We start from the raw sequence: 16,439 nt of genomic DNA, 5'->3' as shown, positions 1-16,439 counted from the left end.
CGGGTTTGGTTTTCTGCAATTATCAAGAGTATTAACACTTCTTTTCGCCTGGATAGGAAGACTTTAAGTATTCCTCGTAAGACTTCTTAAGGTTTATTGGATAAACTGGATCAATTATAAGATGCTGTTGTGAATTCAGCCGGGAGTGGAGTAGGCCATGGGGGCGCAAATCAGTCAGACATTGGAATCGCTAGCGCGGGAAACCGATCCCGAAGCGCGTTCCTTGCTGGTCCGCAAGGTGACTGCGGAATATGTCCGCCGCATCAGCCACACACCGACCCATCTCGAACGCAATCTGTTTTCCGCCTTGGTGATGGATCTCTATGACCATATCAGTCTTTCCGTCAGGCGAGACATCATTACCTTGCTGGCACAGACCGCCTATATCACAACGGAACTGGCTGAGAAGCTGTCGCAGGAAGCTGACGAGCATGTGATTCCCTTGTTCGAGCATTCGCCATTGCTCAGCGTCGATAAGCTGATTGCAGCCTCCCGTCAGCGCAACGAAGAGGTTCTGAAGGCCATTGCCCGGCGCACTGAAGTGCCGGAATGCCTTGTGGATGCACTCATGGCCCGTGCCTTTGTCGGGGTGGTCGAGGAGTTGGTGCGCAATATCGGAGCTGACTTCTCCCAACAAGCTATGACCTTCTGTTCGATTGTTGGCCAATCCTCGCCACGATTGCAGGCACTGATCGCCGAACGTTGTCTGAAGGACCAGACCTTTCATGATAGCATTCTGCACAGTCTTGCCGATGGCTGCCCCTTCGTTCCCATGTCGATTGTCAAGGCAAGCGAGGAAGGCTCCCTTGATGAGGTGGCCTTTGGGGTGGGCGGCAAAGCCAAAATGAAACCGGCCAATGATCTCTCAGACGGCCCGGTCAATCGCGAAGAAGCGACCCTGCAGATCAATCTTGGTGAACTCACCTATGACGAGCTGCTGCAGGCCCTGTTACGGGCTGAGCGCAAGGATGATATTCTTTGGCTGCTCAGCGACCGCCCGGGTCTGTCGACCAAGGCCATGGAACATCTGCTGTCCACCGAAGGCAACCGGACCTTGCTGCGCATTCTCGTTGAGCAGGATGTCAGCATGAAGACCTTCGAGGCGCTGATGAAATGGCGTGTCGAGCATTTCAGGTTCCTCCAGCGCAACGTCTATCGTGAGGTAGAACAGTTCCGCCAGGGGCTGCGCCAGAAGCATTCTGCCTAGGCACTGGGACAGGCCCGCGGTCTGTTCCGTCTCCTTTATCCGCTCATTTCCCTTTGCATGCCCGGAAGCGATTAGTCGAGAGCCTTGGCTCTGATGCGTGGAATCTGTTAGATTGACCCTCTGGCAACCCGACGGGTGCGACCGCAGAGAGGACCAAGCCATGATCAGTACGAAGAGGCGAACTCCACCGCATTTCGAACGACCAGCCATGTTGTTGGTGGCCGGATTGCTGGTATCTGGAATGACGTTGCCAACGGCTGCTCAAACTGCAAGCCCATCGGGTGGAGCCAAACCGTCTCTGTCGCAAAATCAGCAGGAGGAACAGGATTGGCGCGAGCCGCTGCTGGCAGAATTGGCACGACTGGCGACAGCCTTGGAGCAGGAGCAGAAATTCAATCAGCTACTCCGGAATCGCCTCGACATTCTTGATCATCGGATTGACCTGCTGGAAGAGCAAAATAGTGCCCTTTCAGACCAGCTCGGTGCCATGGAAGATGCCCCGCGGTCCGGCGGGGCCGCACAAACCCAGCCAAGCGACACATCAAAGGACAAGGGGCCAACCGCCTCTGGCCCGATGGAGCTGGGCAAGAGCAAACAAACCGACCAGAATCCACCATCGGGCGGAGACGCACAGGCCAAGGATCCGGTCGAGAAACAGCCCCCCAAGGCAGACAAAGACGATGAGAGCGGCCTGCCTGACAATTTCGAGCAGTTTCTCGATATGGGCGAAGCCATGATGCGCCGTTTCTTCGGGGTGGTGAAGGAGTTCCGCAAGGAGTTTGACGAAAACCGCGTCTAGGGTTTTGATCCCTGAAGCTCTGATCAGCTTGCGCCAAGCATCGTTGCGACCTTCGCACGGGTGAAGTCCGGCAAGGGCTCGGACTTGCGTGTGGTGTGATTGAGAAGCATCACCGCAGCCTCCAGGATCGCCAGATGGGCACCGTCCCGCATGTCGAAAAAGTCATAGCGTTTGGTCAATGCGCGGGCTTGAAGGCCCGTATAGCCCAATTGCATTTGATAGGCTGTTCCCACTTTCATGGGGCTGAGAATATGCAGCCGCATTTCTACCGCCATGCGGCCAAATCCTTGTGACTCCAGCCATTTGACATCCAGACCGACCCGCTCCCAAGCATGAGAGGCCGCATCGGACACAGCTGAGATATAGGCCTGATCCCGTGCCAGCATGTCACCATCACAAAGCCCCGGATGCAAGATGCCGCGGGCAATGATAAGGCCATCCTCTTGTGGCGGTTGTCTGGGGGTGAGATCGGCAGGATCCTTCAAACCACGCGGCATCACCGCCGTGTTGGCCTCATCACAAAGGGCGTCAGACAGAGGCGGCAAGCTCCCCCGATGCCAGTCTAGCGCTGTCGCTGCAATCCGACCGGTTGTGGTCTCACGCATCACATGCTGGATGAAACATCCTTCGCCCGGAGCGATCAGGTCGCCAAAGGCGACAATCACCGACGAGGTGATCTGGATCTGGGCGCCACCACGCAGTTCGCAATGATAGCGCACATGGCGATTGATCAGGGGTCCCAATTGATCATCCAGCTTGTGGCACATGGCAAACAATTGGGCCGCATCCTGAAATTTGGCGAAATAGAACTGGACATTCATGTGATCGTTTTCGTCACATTCCCATAGATTGACAAACTGGTTGAGCGAAACGAAACGGGTCATCACACAAGTCCTGAGAGAAACAAAAGGCGGGCTTGATGACACCACAAAGCAGGCCAAAAGGAAAGACCCACAGCCGCCAATCGGTGCCAAGACCGCCTCAAGAAACGGGGCACGAAAACAGGATGAGCGACAAGACAAAATGGCCCCGCGGTGGGGACTACCGCGAGGCCGGGGTCGGTCTTTGAATGTCTGGTTTCAGGACGACCGACCTCTCTGAGCCTGCACATGCACAGGCCCGAAGTCCGACGTCTGCAGGGAAATCAAATCATCCTTTCCTTGATGGCTTCTTTGGCAAAGTCCGGCAAATGGTTCGAGCGTCTTGTTGCGACACTGAACACCATGGCAGCGGTGTCAACAAAGGCGATATGGCGTCCATCGCGGATATCGAAGAAGTCATAGCGCATCGTGAACATGTTGGGCTGCAGGCTTGTGAAGGCTACATGGATGCTAAATTGATCCCCGGCTTTCATGCCTTCCAGCACACAGAGCCGCATTTCGATCGATACACGACCAAAGCCGTTGACCTTCAGCCAGTTGCTGTTCATTCCAACCTGCGCCCATGCATGGGACCCGACATCCGACGCGGCGCTGATATAGGCCTGATCGCGGGCATGACCGGTGGCATCACACATGGCGGGATGGACGATGCCGCGACCAATCAGGGTTTCGCCGAAATCCTCCGGTGATTTCAGGGAGAAATCCGCGTCATGCTTGAGGGCGCGTGGCATGACATTGTCGTCGATCTTGTCTTGATGGTTGGCATGGCTTGGCCAGGCGGTTCCCTCATAAAGATCGAGCGCTGAAGCCGCGACCAGCCCGTTGGTGATATTTTCCATCACATGCTGAACGAAGCAGCCACTTTCCGGCATGCCATCGTCGGTTTCCGGCGTCACCAGCGAGGTCAGAATGCGCACTTGCGATCCACTTCTCAATTCCGAATGGAACCGGACATGGCGACTGATGCGCTTGGAGAATGCATCTTCCATCTTGTTGCAGGAAGCAAACAGCTTGCTCGCATCATCGAACATCGAGAAATAGAACTGAACGTTCATATGATCATTTTCGTCGCATTCCCATGTATTGATATATTGGTTCAGCGTGACAAAACGTGTCATGACGATCCTCCTTTTCAGAAAGCACGAACTAACTTTGAATTGTTTTAAGTAAATTATATCGCGAAAACGATTTTGGAACTAGTATTCGATTTGCTTAGGTGTTTCTGACGACAGGAATTTTTGGCATTTATTGTTTGGAAAAAGTAACGACTTCAAGTGGAATGGGTGGCGTCACCAAAGTCGGGATCCTGATCCGTCCGAACTTGATCGAAAGTGCCCAGAATAACATCATGATCCGAAAGTGCCTTGCCGCTCATATCCAGCCCCGGCACGATCCGTGCCCCTCTTGGCGCAAAGCCGCGCGTGCAAAACCAGTCCTGATGCTTGCGGGCTTTAAGCCCGACCGAGCGACCGTTGGGGCGCGTGGTGGTGCCGGTGGCGTTATTCTCCCAGCTATAACCATGCCGTTGGGCTGTGCGAAAAAGTGGTTCCAGATCCTTGTCCAGACCATGCAGATCCGACAGGGTGCCGAAATCACCACCAATGAGGATCGGAAGATCGGTGGCAAACATGTCCAGAGCGGCGATGAGGCGCTCCAGCATGGCGAGGCGCAGGATCGGCGCGTGGGTGCTGGCGAGGCGGGTGGAAACGGCGCAAAATGGGCCATGTGCGGTCGAGAAAGTGGCGGCAACCGCGCAAGAACCGCCAATGCGACAGCCCTCCATCTCCTCCGACGCAGCATCGTGGGTTGCTGTAAAATTTGCACCATTGGCATCCAAACGGATCAGGGCCACGCGGTCCGGGTCCACCCGTGACAGGATGGCATTGCCATGCCAGCCTTTGTCGTTGCGGCTGTCAGCCGCCAAGCGTCTTTCGACCGCATTGCCCAATCCGGCCTCGAAATATTCAAGGCCAAAGCAATAGCGCATGCCAAGGCTGTCAGCCAATGCCTTGGCGGTGTGGCGCTGATGGGTGCGGGCCATGCCGATATCCATTTGCGAGACCAACACCAGATCGGCTTCCAGTGCGCGCAGCAGATCTGCGGATTGTTCGGGAAAGAAGCAGCGCTGCATGGTCCAAGCGGCCACGGTCAGGCGGGTCGGCAATGGTCCATTGGTGATCAGCTCGCCGCCAATCTCGACCTGATGCAGAGCTGGCATGGTCCGCATCAATGCCCGATGGGCCTCAACGCTGCGGGCCGTCATGTCGATGGCGTAACGCAACTCCGGGTCGATGTCGGGCAAGCATGTACAGCTCGCTGTCTCAAAGAGGTGCATCGCCTTTGCCTCGGTCCCACATTGGCCCCATCTGCGGACAGATACCGCCGCAAGGCATGGGCGCTCTCAGCCACCGGTTGGGCCCCAAAAGCGCGAACCATGTCCTGTCGCGCCAGAGCCTATTGCTGAAATATAACGATCAGATGTCCGAAACCACAGCTTGCAAGCGGCATGGGATCGGACAATGCTGCAGAAGCGAGAAAGAGGGAAATGGCTTGAAGTCAAACAGCGATTCTTTCCGGTTCAACTGCCACAGGCTTGTTATGGTTAACAAACTTGGCGCTCATCGCAAGGATTTCCCCAAAGGAAGCGACTGCGCGACATTTTTTTCAAGTGAATTGCCGTATCCGCTCAACGAATTTGCGAATATGTCAATGCTACGTCTTGCCAAGACAGCGGCAACCGCCCATAGTTTGCTCGAACTCTTCATGTTTTCTTTGGCAAATTTGCCAATCAGGGGTGGCAAAGCGCCTTCACGGCAGACATCCCGAAGCGGCACACCTCCAAGTGAGGTGGAACTTCAAGGCAGCATGAGGAGCGTGTCCGACCGGTGAAAATCGGCAAGGACAGGAAGTGGGTGGCCGGTTGGCGTTTCTGCCTGGCCACGAAGTGAGTTTGACGTGAGGGGTGGTCTAGTCCGATCCGCCAGATCTGACAGACACATTCCACCCATCTGATTGGGGGAGGACCGAAAGTGCATCAGGCATCTCTGAATATTATTATTGCCGATGATCATCCACTGTTCCGGGGCGCGCTGCGCCAGACACTGGAAACGATCTTCGATCAGATTGCCATTCATGAGGCCGGGACCCTGGAGCAGGTGGGCGAAAGGCTCGAAGTTTCTGAAGACATTGATCTTGTGCTGCTCGATCTGTCCATGCCGGGCGTCCGTGGCTTCTCTGGCCTGCTCTATCTTCGGGCGCAATATCCGGCCATTCCGGTGGTCATTGTATCAGCCAGCGAAGACGTTCCAACCATCCGCCGTTGTATGGAATTTGGGGCATCGGGCTTCATTCCGAAGTCCATGTCCATCGATGCCATTGCTCAGGGCATTCGCGCCGTGCTGAACGGTGAGACTTGGGTGCCGGAAAGCATCGATCTCAACGCCCCATACAGCGATGAAATCACCGAATTGGTGGAACGCCTCAACACTCTGACACCACAGCAGGTGCGTGTGTTGATGATGCTGTCGGAAGGCTTGCTCAACAAGCAGATTGCCTATGAGCTGAATGTCTCCGAAGCCACGGTGAAAGCCCACGTTTCGGCGATCCTGCAAAAGCTCAATGTCGACAGCCGCACACAGGCCGTCATCGCCGCCGCCAAGATCGAAGCCGGTCAATGGCAGGCCATAGGCGCAAAAAGCTGATCACATCCGACACTTTGTGAAATCAAAAACCCGCATGCATCGAATGCGGGTTTTTTTGTCTGGCTCATCCATCGGGCAAAAGCATCTCACTGATTGCGCTTGCGCATCGCGGTCATGTTCCATGTGTTGAGCAGGGCGCGCAGCTGGGCGGGTTTGACCGGCTTGTTGAGGATTGCCATATCTTTGCTGCGGGCCTCTTCGCGCACCTCTGCGGTGCGGTCGGCGGTGATCAGGCTGGCCATGATGTCAGTGCCGAATTGTGCTCTCAATTCAGTGCAGGCATCGGTGCCCAGCATATTGTCGAGATGATAATCGATCAGAATGCCGTCCGGTTTGACGTCGGATTCCAGCAAGGTTGCCTCGGCTTCCTCGATGCCGCCAGCGGTCAGAACCGTGCAGCCCCAGCCCTCCAGCATGGCCCGCATGCCTTCCATGATCTTGGGTTCATTGTCGATGCACAGGATCGACAGATGACTGAGCGGCTGGTTGGCCATCGAGGCAGGGGCCTCGGCCCGGCGGGCGCTGTGCAGCAGCCGGAAGGCAGGCAGTTTCACCGCAAAGGCCGACCCCTTGCCCACAGCCGACATCAGCCGGATCGGATGGTCGAGCACCTTGGCGATGCGGTCGACAATCGACAGGCCAAGGCCCAGTCCGCCAGCAATCCGTGCCCCTTCGTCAAGACGCTGGAATTCAAGGAAGATTTCTTCGCGCTGGGCTTCCGGGATCCCGACTCCGGTATCATGGACCTGAAATTCAATCGCTCCTTCCAGACGCCGGCAGCCGACCAGAACTCGGCCTTCTGGCGTATATTTGATGGCGTTGGAAATAAGATTTTGCAACAAACGGCGTAGCAAATGCTTGTCCGAGCGCACATGCAGACCACACGGTATGATCCGCAATTCCAGCCCCTTTTCCTTGGCCATCGGCTCGAAATCGATCCGCATCCGCTCCAGCAATTCATCAATCGGGAAGGCCGACAGTTGGGCTTTCATTGCGCCGGAATCCAGCCGGGCAATGTCGAGCAAAGCCCCGATAATATCCTCAACCGCCTCGAGCGAGCTGTCGATATTGCCCGCCATGACGGCGCATTCGGCCACCTTGGCGTCTTCGCTTGCCTCTGCCATGCCTTCAAGCCGGTTGACCAAGGCGGTGGTATAGAGCCTTGCGGCATTCATCGGCTGCATGATGTCGTGTCCGGCGGCGGCCAGAAAGCGCGTCTTGGAGACGTTGGCCGCTTCCGCATCCTGCTTGGCGGTGCGCAAGGCATCATTCAGATGCATCAATTCGCGGGTTCGGTCACGCACCCGGCGTTCAAGCGTTTCATTGGCGCTTTCCAAGGCCCGTTCGGCCCGCACCCGCTCGGACACGTCGGCAAAGGTGATGACAATGCCACCATCGGGCATCGCATCGGCGCGAATGGACAGGGTCCGCCCCGAGCCACCCATCTGCTCCTGATAGGGTGCTTGCTGGACGACGATCAGATCGATCCGGTCATTGACCAGCTGTTCACTTTGGCCTTCGCCAAAGTCCCCCCGATCAGCAATATGATGCAGGATCGATTGCAGGGGCGTGCCGACCTGACCAAATTCCGGCGGGATATTGAGCAGGCTGCGGAACGGCTTGTTCCAGAGAGTGAGACGCAAATCGGTGTCGAACACCGCAATGCCCTGTCGCACATGGTTGAGCGCGGTCTGCAGCAGATCACGGTTATATTGCAGCGCTTCGGAGGCATCGTCGAGCAGCTTCATCGTCCCCTTGGGCGAGGCTTCCTGTCGTTTTAATAGCAGGCTCATCAGCAGCCGCGAGGAGGCCGAGCCAATGGCGCTGGCCAGCAATTGCTCGGCAAAGCGCAGGAATTGCGGATCCACATCCAGATTGCGCTCATAGGGCATGCTGCGCTCTTTGGCGTGAGCGCGAAAACTACGCAAGGTGCGTTCGGCTCCCAGATAACGCGCCACCATATCTTCCAGGTCCCCCGCCGTCAGCATGGTGCGGAACAGACGTCGGGTCTGTGGCGGGCGCAATTCGTCCGGTACGAAAATGTTGGCCTGCAGCCGCTCGATCATTTCCGGCTGTCGCGACACCGACCCTGCCGTATAGGCGATCAGGTTGAACAAAAGGCTCCAGAAAACTCCGTGCAGAAGCGAGGGGAGATCGGTGCCGAACAAGGCCTGTGGCTTAAGGAAGGTGATGCCGAACGGCCCGTCAGCCAGGAAGTCCACCGGGATCAGGCCGGACTGGGCAAACATCGGCAGCAACAGGGTATAGGCCCAGACAAAGAAGCCAACCAGCAGGGAGGCAATCGCGCCACGTGCATTGGCCCGTTTCCAGATCAGGCCGCCAATCAACGCAGGCAGGAACTGGGCCATCGCCGCAAAGGCGATCAGCCCGATCTGTGCGAGTGCGGTATTGTTGACCGCCGTGCGATAGAAGGCATAGGCAAGTGTGAACAATGCCAGAATGGCCAGCCGCCGCACATTCAGCAGGGTCCGGCCCATATCTGGCGAGCTGATCGCCTGATCCGCATGGCGGCGCAGGATCAAGGGGATGACCAGATCGTTTGAAATCATGATCGACAGGGCCACGGATGAGACAATGACCATGGCGGTTGCCGCCGACAGCCCGCCAAGAAAGGCGATCAGCGTCATGGTTTCCGCCCCATGGGCCATCGGCAGGGTCAGCACATAGCTGTCTGCATCCACCTGACTGCCGAGCAACAATTGCCCCGCCAACGCAATCGGAATGACGAACAGATTGATCAGGATCAGATAGAGCGGGAACATCCATGTCGCCCGACGCAGAGACCGCTCGGAGGTATTCTCCACCACCGCGACATGGAACTGGCGCGGCAACAAAAGAGCCGCTCCGGTCGACAGGGTGATCATCACGATCCAGTTGATGGCATCCGGCCCGCCCTGTGGCCCGAGGAAGGAAATGCCTGCATCCGAAGCCTGACTGAACAGATCGCCGGGGCCATCGAAAATCCAGAAGGTGATGAACATGCCCACCGTGAGAAAGGCGAACAGCTTGACCACACTTTCCGTCGCCACCGCGAGAATGAGGCCATCCTGATGCTCGGTTGCGTCCGCGTGGCGGGTGCCGAACAGGATGGCAAACACCGCCATGGCGATTGCCACGAAAAAGGCAATATCGGCCAACACCGGCAGGTTGCCATTCGGGAAGGCGATATTGAGATGCTCCATCAGAGTGGCGACCGAGGTGGCCACCGCTTTGAGCTGCAACGCGATATAGGGCATCGTGCCAACCACCGTGATGACGGTCGCCACCGCTGCGACAAGCTGGTTCTTGCCATAGCGGGCACCCAGAAAGTCGGCAACCGAGGTGATGCGCTCGGCCTTCGAGAGGCGAATGATCCGCCAGACGAGCGGGATGCCAAGGGTGAACAGGATGATCGGGCCAATATAGACGGTGATGAAATCAAGGCCACTCGACTTGGCGAGGCCAACGGAGCCGAAAAAGGTCCAGCTGGTGCAATAGACCGCCAGCGACAGGGCATAGAGATTGGGATTGCGTTCCCGGCCGGGATTGCGCCGTGCGCGATAATCCCCATAGGAGGCGATCGCAAACAACAGACCGATATATAACAGGGTCGTCAGCACGACCATCCAGCCTTGCAGCATAAAAGGCGATTCCTCCTACATCATTAAAGCAGATATAGCATAAGATTTTTCAAGGATTCCAGACATGAGACGAAACCGGCTCCTTCACCTGTGCTGTTTTTAACCGGAGAATCAGCCGGACAAGCCGTCACCGCTTTTCTGCGTAGGGGCAACATCAGCGCAATGAACCCGACATCCGCGTCCAAATCGGGCAATAAAGCACCCCAACACCCATTCTTTGGGCGAGGACTGGACCTTCTGGCTAAGTATCACCCCTTGCACATGGGAAAAAATGGGCGCAAGGATGATAAGCGCAAACAACACCCTCTTTAATTGAATGCCTTTATGTGCAAACTGCTAGGGTAAACTACGCATTTAATTCAGAAGGTCCAACAAATGCAGTCCAGCATCATGTCGAGTTTGCGTGCAGAGGCGATTGACGCGCCGGCCAGTCAGATTATCGAAATCATCAAATATGCAGACGGCAAGGACGATATCACCCCCTTGTGGGCCGGACAGGGCGTTCTGCCAACTCCCGATTTCATCTGCGATGCAGCCACCCGCTCCCTTGCGGCGGGCGAGACCTTCTACACCTATCAGCGTGGCATCTCCGAATTGCGCGAGGCCATTGCCCGCTATCACGAGCGCCTTTATGGCCGCCCCTTCGATCCAGAACGCTTCTTTGTGGTTGGCTCGGGCATGCAGGCCATCCAGATGGCGGTGCGCATGGTGGCCGGTCCTGGTGACGAGATCGTCTTGCCAACGCCTGCCTGGCCAAACCTGTCTGCGGCGGTCGGCATTGCCAGTGCCAAAGCGGTTGAAGTGCCGATGCAGTTTCGGCCTGAAGGTTGGCATCTCGATCTCGATGCGCTGTTCGGTGCTTGCACCGAGCGGACCAAGGCGATTTTCATCAATAGCCCAAGCAATCCGACCGGCTGGGTTGCCGATGAGGCCGAACTTCGTGCGATCCTCGCTTTTGCCCGCGAAAAGGGCATCTGGATCATTGCCGACGAGATCTATACCCGCTTCTATTACGGTGAAGGGCGCGACACGGCCCCGTCCTTCTATGAGATCATGGACGAGGATGACCGCATTCTCTTCGTCAACAGTTTCTCGAAAAACTGGGCCATGACCGGCTGGCGTGTGGGCTGGATATCTGCCCCGCCGGCAATGGGCGACATCATCGAGAATCTCATTCAATATTCCACGTCCGGTGTTGCCGTCTTCATGCAGCGCGCAGCCATTGCAGCGCTCGAGGATGGCGAAGCATTTGTGGCCAAGCAGATCGAGCAGGCGCGGGTGGGCCGCTCCAAGCTGCTGGAGGCTTTTGAGGGCAACAACCAGTTGCGCTTTGCCGCCCCCAAAGGCAGCTTCTATTTCTTCTTCGGGCTGGCCGATGAGCCCGATGCATGGCCTTTGACCAAACAGCTGGTCGATGAGGCGAAAGTGGGATTGGCACCGGGTTTTGCGTTTGGTCAAAGCGGGTGCGCATTTATGCGACTATGTTTCGCAACAACTTCCGAGCAGATGGATCGTGCGGTAATGCGTTTGAATCGTTGGCTTTCGGCCAGAGACGCAATGCCGGAACGGGTTTTGGATTTGGAACAGGCGTAAGAGATCACCTGATATGGACGCAACGGTAACCATCAACGGTCCCAAGCGAATGGACGAAACCTCGCCTAAAAGACAGGCCGTGCCATTTCGTCCGCTTGAACAGATCGACGCCCGCCTGATGTCATTGCTCGACATGGCGGCTGACAGCATCTGCCTGATGGATGCCCATTCGCGCATTCTCCTCTTCAATAAGGCATCGGAAAAGCTGTTTGGCTATACCGCCGAGGAAGTGGTTGGCCAGAGCGTCGATATCCTGATGCCGATGAAATATGCCCGTCACCATGATGCATGGGTCGATCGCTACTTGCGCACCGGGGAGCATTCGATCATTGGCATCGGTCGTGAGGTGCAGGGCCGCCACAAGGATGGCAGCACGTTTCCATTCGACCTGTCGGTCGGCGTGACCGAAACCGAGGACGGCAAGCAGTTCATCGGTGTGCTGCGTGATTTGCGCCCCCGCAAAGACGCCGAAGGGCGCCTGCGCAGCCTGCAGACCGAACTCAACCAGATGACGCGGATCAATGCGATGGACGAGATGGGGGCCACCGTTGCCCACGAGCTCAACCAGCCGCTGACCGCCATCATTCTTTATTTGCAGGCGATCGAGCGCAAACTGAACGCCAATCCCTGCGCCCAGCAACTTGACCAGGAAGATCTGGACAAGCTGACCGAGTTGTGTGGCAAGGCCCGTCAGGAAGCCCAGCGCTCCGCCTCCTTGCTACAACGCATTCGGTCGATCATAGAAAAGAAGGAGCCCGAGCGTAGCCATTGCAATATCGTTGATATCATTCAGCGTGCGCATCAACTGGCGCTCGTCGGCTTTGCTGCAACGGATGTGCATGTCAATCTGACGGCCACGGATGACATGCCTGCAGTTGCGGTCGATCCCGTTCAGATCGAGCAGATCTTCCTCAACCTGTTGCGCAACGCCTTTCAGGCCATGCGTGATCAGGATCAACGGGACATCAATATCACGGTTTCGGTGCCTTCCGAACAGGAGGATCTGCGAAAACGTGTTGTGGTTCACTTCAAGGACACCGGCCCGGGCATTCCCGATTCCCATCGGGATACATTGTTCAAGGCCTTTGACTCCGAACGGCGCAATGGCATGGGGCTGGGGCTCGCCATTGCACGGTCCATTGCCCAGAATCATGGTGGGAGCCTCGAATTGGCACCAACCGATATCAACCAGCCGGGGGCCTGTTTTATCCTGACCCTGCCCATCGTATCCCCTTTGTCGCAAGACCCATCGGACGATCCCGATGTGACCGACATTGACGATGATTGGCAGAGTGACAGTGCTCCGACGGCATCAAAAACGCCCGAATAAGCCAAGAGGCAACGAATGACAACTGATCTGCACCCTTCTATTCATATCGTCGATGATGATCCAGCCGTCCGGGACGCTTTGTCCGTTCTGTTCGAGCTGGAAGGCTATCAGGTTCAAACCTTCTCCAATGGGGAGGATTTCCTCTCCGGCCTGCGTGAATCCGTACCATCCATCATTTTGATGGATGTTCATATGCCCGGTCGCTCCGGCCTTGAGGTCATGGAAGAACTGGCTGCCCGCCACATCGCAGCCCCCGTTCTGATCATTTCTGGTCAGGGTGACATTCCGATGGCCGTAGCCGCCATCAAACAGGGCGCCCATGACTTTATCGAAAAGCCGTTTGACGGCACCGAAGTGGTCAATCGGATCGAGAAGATTCTGGCAACGGTCAACAAGACCCCGGATGCCGGTCAGTCGACCTTGGCAAACTGGAGTTTCCCACATGCGGAGAGCCTGACCCCACGTGAACGCGACGTTCTGTTGCAGATCACTCAGGGTGCCTCCAACAAGGAAGCGGGTCAGCATCTGGCAATTTCGCCGCGCACGATTGAAGTTCACCGTGCACGGATCATGGAAAAGCTCAAGGCCCGCAATACCGCAGATCTTGTTCGTATCGTGCTGACCGGTCGCTAAACCAGCGACCGGATTCTGCCGATCTGCGTGAATAATGATTTGCCGAGCGCGCGCGCATTTGGGCTTCGTGCGGGCTTCGAAAAGAAGATGTGTTTCAAGACTCATCGGACAAAAACCGGATTTCAATCCGGTTTTTTTGTATCTATCTGAAAGATATGTCTTTTTAATTTAATTATAGTTATCCAAAAAAATCTTTCGCACCTCGAAAACCATTGGAGACTTTTTTCCCTTTGGGACTAAGGGTAATTACGTGTAGTATCGTTTTTGAGCGCGACCAATTGCAGCACAAAGAAACATGTCGTATAGATTTTCACAATCCTCGAAGCGGGGGATGGGTTTCTTTGAGTGATCGCTTCAGGAACGGGAGTAGGGAAACATGTCGGAAGAGCGTATTCTTAAAATGTCGGGCCACCGCATGGCCAGCGGCAACGTGGCTTCTCGATCTTCCTATCCGGCGGAGACGGAAAACAAAGGAATCATGTCCAGCGATCAGAGCAGACACAAGACATTCCCGGCCCATGGCATCATTTTCTTTGAAGGCGACCCAGCCAACAACATTTATGAAGTCGCTGACGGTTCGGTCATGCTCTACAAACTGCTGCCCGATGGTCGCCGTCAGGTCGTCGAGATTCTCGGACCGGGCGATCTGTTTGGTGTTCCCGCTGGCGAAGTCTATGATACTTCAGCAGAAACTCTGACGGAAACGCTTGTTCACATGGTCTCCCGCAAGGAGGCTGAAAGCTCTTCGACCATTCAGGAGCATATGAAAACATGTCTCGTGTCACAGGTTCAGAGCCTGCATGAGCATGCGGTCCTGCTGGGGCGCAAGTCGGCGCATGAGCGGGTTGCTTCCTTCCTGATGCGCTTCGTGCCGCACCGGGGTGACTTTGCCTGCATCGGCCCTCAAGGCACCGACAGCGATGAAAGCGTCGTTACGCTGCACATGACCCGTCAGGAAATCGCCGACTATCTCGGCCTGACCATCGAAACCGTCAGCCGTGTTCTCTCGGACATGAAGCGTCGGAAAGTCATCACGATGGAGAAGCAAGACCGGATTCGGATCATGAATGTCTGCGGTCTGTGTCACCTCACGGGCAAGTATTGATAGTGATTCTACGTATTTTTATGCAATAATCGAATAATCGGTGTTTTACCTAGTCGTTAATATAGGTAAAGCTCCACGGACAAATTGTCGCAGTTCGATTTGTGTCAAAATTCTGTCTCAAAAAAAGCCGAGCGCCCCCGACATGGTGGCCTCGGCTTTTTCGATTTCCTACCGCGACAATTGGCTTTGATCACGCCTAGACCGCAACAGAATGACGCCCCTTGCCTGCCTGAAGATAAGCATCGAAAGCGGCAGCAACCAGTCGCACAAGCGGTCGGCCCGCGTGGGTTACCCGGACCAGATCGCCATCGCGATCTGCCACGCCATCGGCGATCAGTTCAGACAATTGCGGATAGCAGGCCCGTAGCGGTGCCAGAGCCACACCGAAGTCGTCGGCAATAGCGGCGACATCCACCTCGTAGGCCGTCATGATCGACATGATGATGGCAGCCCGTGCCCGGTCATCCGGATCCATTTCCAAGCCCCGAACGATCGGCAGGTCGCCGGCTTCGATCGCCCGCACCCAACCGGCAAAGTCGGGGCTGTTCTGAATGTAGCCCTGCGGCATCTTGCCGATAGAGGAGGCACCGATGCCGATCAGAATATCCGCCTCATCGGTGGTGTAGCCCTGAAAATTGCGCCGCATCCGACCTTCGCGTGCCGCAACGGCCAGCGGGTCGTCCGCTTTGGCGAAGTGATCAAGGCCGATCTTCTCGTAGCCATGATCGGCGAGCGCTTCGGTCGCATCGTCAAACAGGGCAATCCGTTCGGAGGCATCGGGCAGGAGATCTTCGGGGATCAGGCGCTGATGCTTCTTCATCCATGGCACATGGGCATACCCAAACAGGGCCAGACGGGTCGGATCAAGCTTGGCTGCCAGTTCCACCGTGTTGCGGATCGTTTCTCTGCTCTGGTGCGGCAGGCCATACATCAGATCCAGATTGATCTCCGCGATCCCGGCAGAGCGAAGCAGGGAAACCGCTTTTTCCACCTGCTCGAACGGCTGAACGCGACCGACGCTTTCCTGTACCTTGAGATCGAAATCCTGCACGCCGAGGCTGGACCGGTTGATCCCGGCTTCCTTCAGAGTGTTGACAAGGCTCTGTGTTACCGTGCGCGGGTCCAGTTCGATCGCATGCTCCATCCCTTCGGTGAAGGTGAAATGCCTGCGAAGCGCATCGACAACCCGCAAAAAGGCATCATGGGGCAGGATGGAGGGTGTGCCTCCGCCCCAATGGATGTGACTGACCGGCTGACCGTCGGGCAACTTGCTGGCCACCAGCTCCACCTCGCGTACCAGCATGTCTGCATAGTCCTGCAGAGGCTTTTCCTGCTTGGTGATCTTGGTGTAGCAGCCGCAATAATGGCACATGGACTGGCAGAAGGGCACGTGGAGATAGAGAGAGATCGGCGTTGCCGGATCGATCGTCTCAAGCCAGCACGCATAGACATTCCTGTCGACATCGGCCGAGAAATGCGGCGCGGTCGGATAGGATGTGTAGCGCGGCACAGCACGCGTGGCATATTTCAGGGTTACATTGGTCATGGC

At 56.3% G+C, this 16,439-nt stretch carries 12 protein-coding genes; 7 read left to right on the top strand and 5 right to left on the bottom strand.

Going from position 1 to position 16,439, the window contains the following annotated elements; genetic code table 11:
• The first annotated feature begins 157 nt into the window (after positions 1-157).
• Together DSD30_RS19260 and DSD30_RS19255 are read left to right on the top strand one after the other, a co-directional pair.
• Positions 158-1,207 carry a DUF2336 domain-containing protein gene (locus DSD30_RS19260; protein WP_114011385.1) on the top strand — a complete coding sequence of 350 codons (1,050 nt, stop codon included), beginning with the start codon at positions 158-160 and terminating at the stop codon, positions 1,205-1,207.
• 160 nt (positions 1,208-1,367) lie between these two features.
• The gene (locus DSD30_RS19255) at positions 1,368-2,006 is read left to right on the top strand and encodes a hypothetical protein (protein WP_157967781.1); all 639 of its coding nucleotides are present in this window, start codon (positions 1,368-1,370) and stop codon (positions 2,004-2,006) included.
• Between the two features lie 23 nt (positions 2,007-2,029).
• Here the strand turns inward: DSD30_RS19255 and DSD30_RS19250 are convergent, their stop codons facing one another.
• The 3 genes from DSD30_RS19250 to DSD30_RS19240 all read right to left on the bottom strand — a co-directional run bounded on the left by DSD30_RS19250 (position 2,030) and on the right by DSD30_RS19240 (position 5,189).
• Entirely contained in the window at positions 2,030-2,890 is an 861-nt protein-coding gene (locus tag DSD30_RS19250; RefSeq protein ID WP_114011383.1) for a thioesterase family protein, read from the bottom strand.
• A gap of 260 nt (positions 2,891-3,150) precedes the next feature.
• Positions 3,151-4,005 (bottom strand): thioesterase family protein, encoded by an 855-nt coding sequence (locus tag DSD30_RS19245; RefSeq protein ID WP_114011382.1) that lies wholly within the window; start codon positions 4,003-4,005, stop codon positions 3,151-3,153.
• A gap of 152 nt (positions 4,006-4,157) precedes the next feature.
• Positions 4,158-5,189, bottom strand: a complete 1,032-nt coding sequence (locus DSD30_RS19240) for an endonuclease/exonuclease/phosphatase family protein (protein ID WP_114011381.1) — start codon at positions 5,187-5,189, stop codon at positions 4,158-4,160.
• A gap of 727 nt (positions 5,190-5,916) precedes the next feature.
• Between DSD30_RS19240 and DSD30_RS19230 the strand changes: the two genes are divergently transcribed.
• Positions 5,917-6,588: a response regulator transcription factor gene (locus DSD30_RS19230; protein WP_114011379.1), complete on the top strand. Its 672-nt coding sequence runs from the start codon at positions 5,917-5,919 to the stop codon at positions 6,586-6,588.
• Positions 6,589-6,674: 86 nt separating this feature from the next.
• Here the strand turns inward: DSD30_RS19230 and DSD30_RS19225 are convergent, their stop codons facing one another.
• The gene (locus tag DSD30_RS19225; protein WP_114011378.1) at positions 6,675-10,229 is read right to left on the bottom strand and encodes a PAS domain-containing hybrid sensor histidine kinase/response regulator; all 3,555 of its coding nucleotides are present in this window, start codon (positions 10,227-10,229) and stop codon (positions 6,675-6,677) included.
• A 375-nt stretch (positions 10,230-10,604) separates the two neighbouring features.
• On the opposite strand from DSD30_RS19225, the gene DSD30_RS19220 reads away from it, so the two are divergent.
• The 4 genes from DSD30_RS19220 to DSD30_RS19205 all read left to right on the top strand — a co-directional run bounded on the left by DSD30_RS19220 (position 10,605) and on the right by DSD30_RS19205 (position 14,890).
• A complete protein-coding gene (locus tag DSD30_RS19220; RefSeq protein WP_114011377.1) occupies positions 10,605-11,822 on the top strand; it encodes a pyridoxal phosphate-dependent aminotransferase in 1,218 nt (405 codons plus the stop codon).
• Positions 11,823-11,835: 13 nt separating this feature from the next.
• Positions 11,836-13,152, top strand: coding sequence for a two-component system sensor histidine kinase NtrB (locus DSD30_RS19215; protein WP_245418545.1), 1,317 nt, complete (start codon positions 11,836-11,838; stop codon positions 13,150-13,152).
• 15 nt (positions 13,153-13,167) lie between these two features.
• Entirely contained in the window at positions 13,168-13,785 is a 618-nt protein-coding gene (locus tag DSD30_RS19210; protein WP_114011376.1) for a response regulator transcription factor, read from the top strand.
• Between the two features lie 376 nt (positions 13,786-14,161).
• On the top strand, positions 14,162-14,890 hold the full coding sequence (locus tag DSD30_RS19205; RefSeq protein ID WP_198663060.1) for a Crp/Fnr family transcriptional regulator: 729 nt from the start codon (positions 14,162-14,164) through the stop codon (positions 14,888-14,890).
• A 196-nt stretch (positions 14,891-15,086) separates the two neighbouring features.
• Here DSD30_RS19205 and hemN read toward each other — a convergent pair whose 3' ends face one another.
• Complete coding sequence (hemN, locus tag DSD30_RS19200; protein ID WP_114011467.1) at positions 15,087-16,436, bottom strand: oxygen-independent coproporphyrinogen III oxidase; 1,350 nt, start codon at positions 16,434-16,436, stop codon at positions 15,087-15,089.
• Positions 16,437-16,439 lie beyond the last annotated feature (3 nt).

Source organism: Cohaesibacter intestini (assembly GCF_003324485.1).
Taxonomy (GTDB): domain Bacteria; phylum Pseudomonadota; class Alphaproteobacteria; order Rhizobiales; family Cohaesibacteraceae; genus Cohaesibacter; species Cohaesibacter intestini.
This window is presented reverse-complemented; position numbering and strand designations above follow the sequence as displayed.

Coding starts and splice junctions, on each gene's coding strand:
- DSD30_RS19260 (WP_114011385.1), top strand. CDS start 158: ATGGGGGCGCAAATCAGTCAGACATTGGAATCGCTAGCGCGGGAAACC.
- DSD30_RS19255 (WP_157967781.1), top strand. CDS start 1,368: ATGATCAGTACGAAGAGGCGAACTCCACCGCATTTCGAACGACCAGCC.
- DSD30_RS19250 (WP_114011383.1), bottom strand. CDS start 2,890: ATGACCCGTTTCGTTTCGCTCAACCAGTTTGTCAATCTATGGGAATGT.
- DSD30_RS19245 (WP_114011382.1), bottom strand. CDS start 4,005: ATGACACGTTTTGTCACGCTGAACCAATATATCAATACATGGGAATGC.
- DSD30_RS19225 (WP_114011378.1), bottom strand. CDS start 10,229: ATGCTGCAAGGCTGGATGGTCGTGCTGACGACCCTGTTATATATCGGT.
- DSD30_RS19220 (WP_114011377.1), top strand. CDS start 10,605: ATGCAGTCCAGCATCATGTCGAGTTTGCGTGCAGAGGCGATTGACGCG.
- DSD30_RS19215 (WP_245418545.1), top strand. CDS start 11,836: ATGGACGCAACGGTAACCATCAACGGTCCCAAGCGAATGGACGAAACC.
- DSD30_RS19210 (WP_114011376.1), top strand. CDS start 13,168: ATGACAACTGATCTGCACCCTTCTATTCATATCGTCGATGATGATCCA.
- DSD30_RS19205 (WP_198663060.1), top strand. CDS start 14,162: ATGTCGGAAGAGCGTATTCTTAAAATGTCGGGCCACCGCATGGCCAGC.
- hemN (WP_114011467.1), bottom strand. CDS start 16,436: ATGACCAATGTAACCCTGAAATATGCCACGCGTGCTGTGCCGCGCTAC.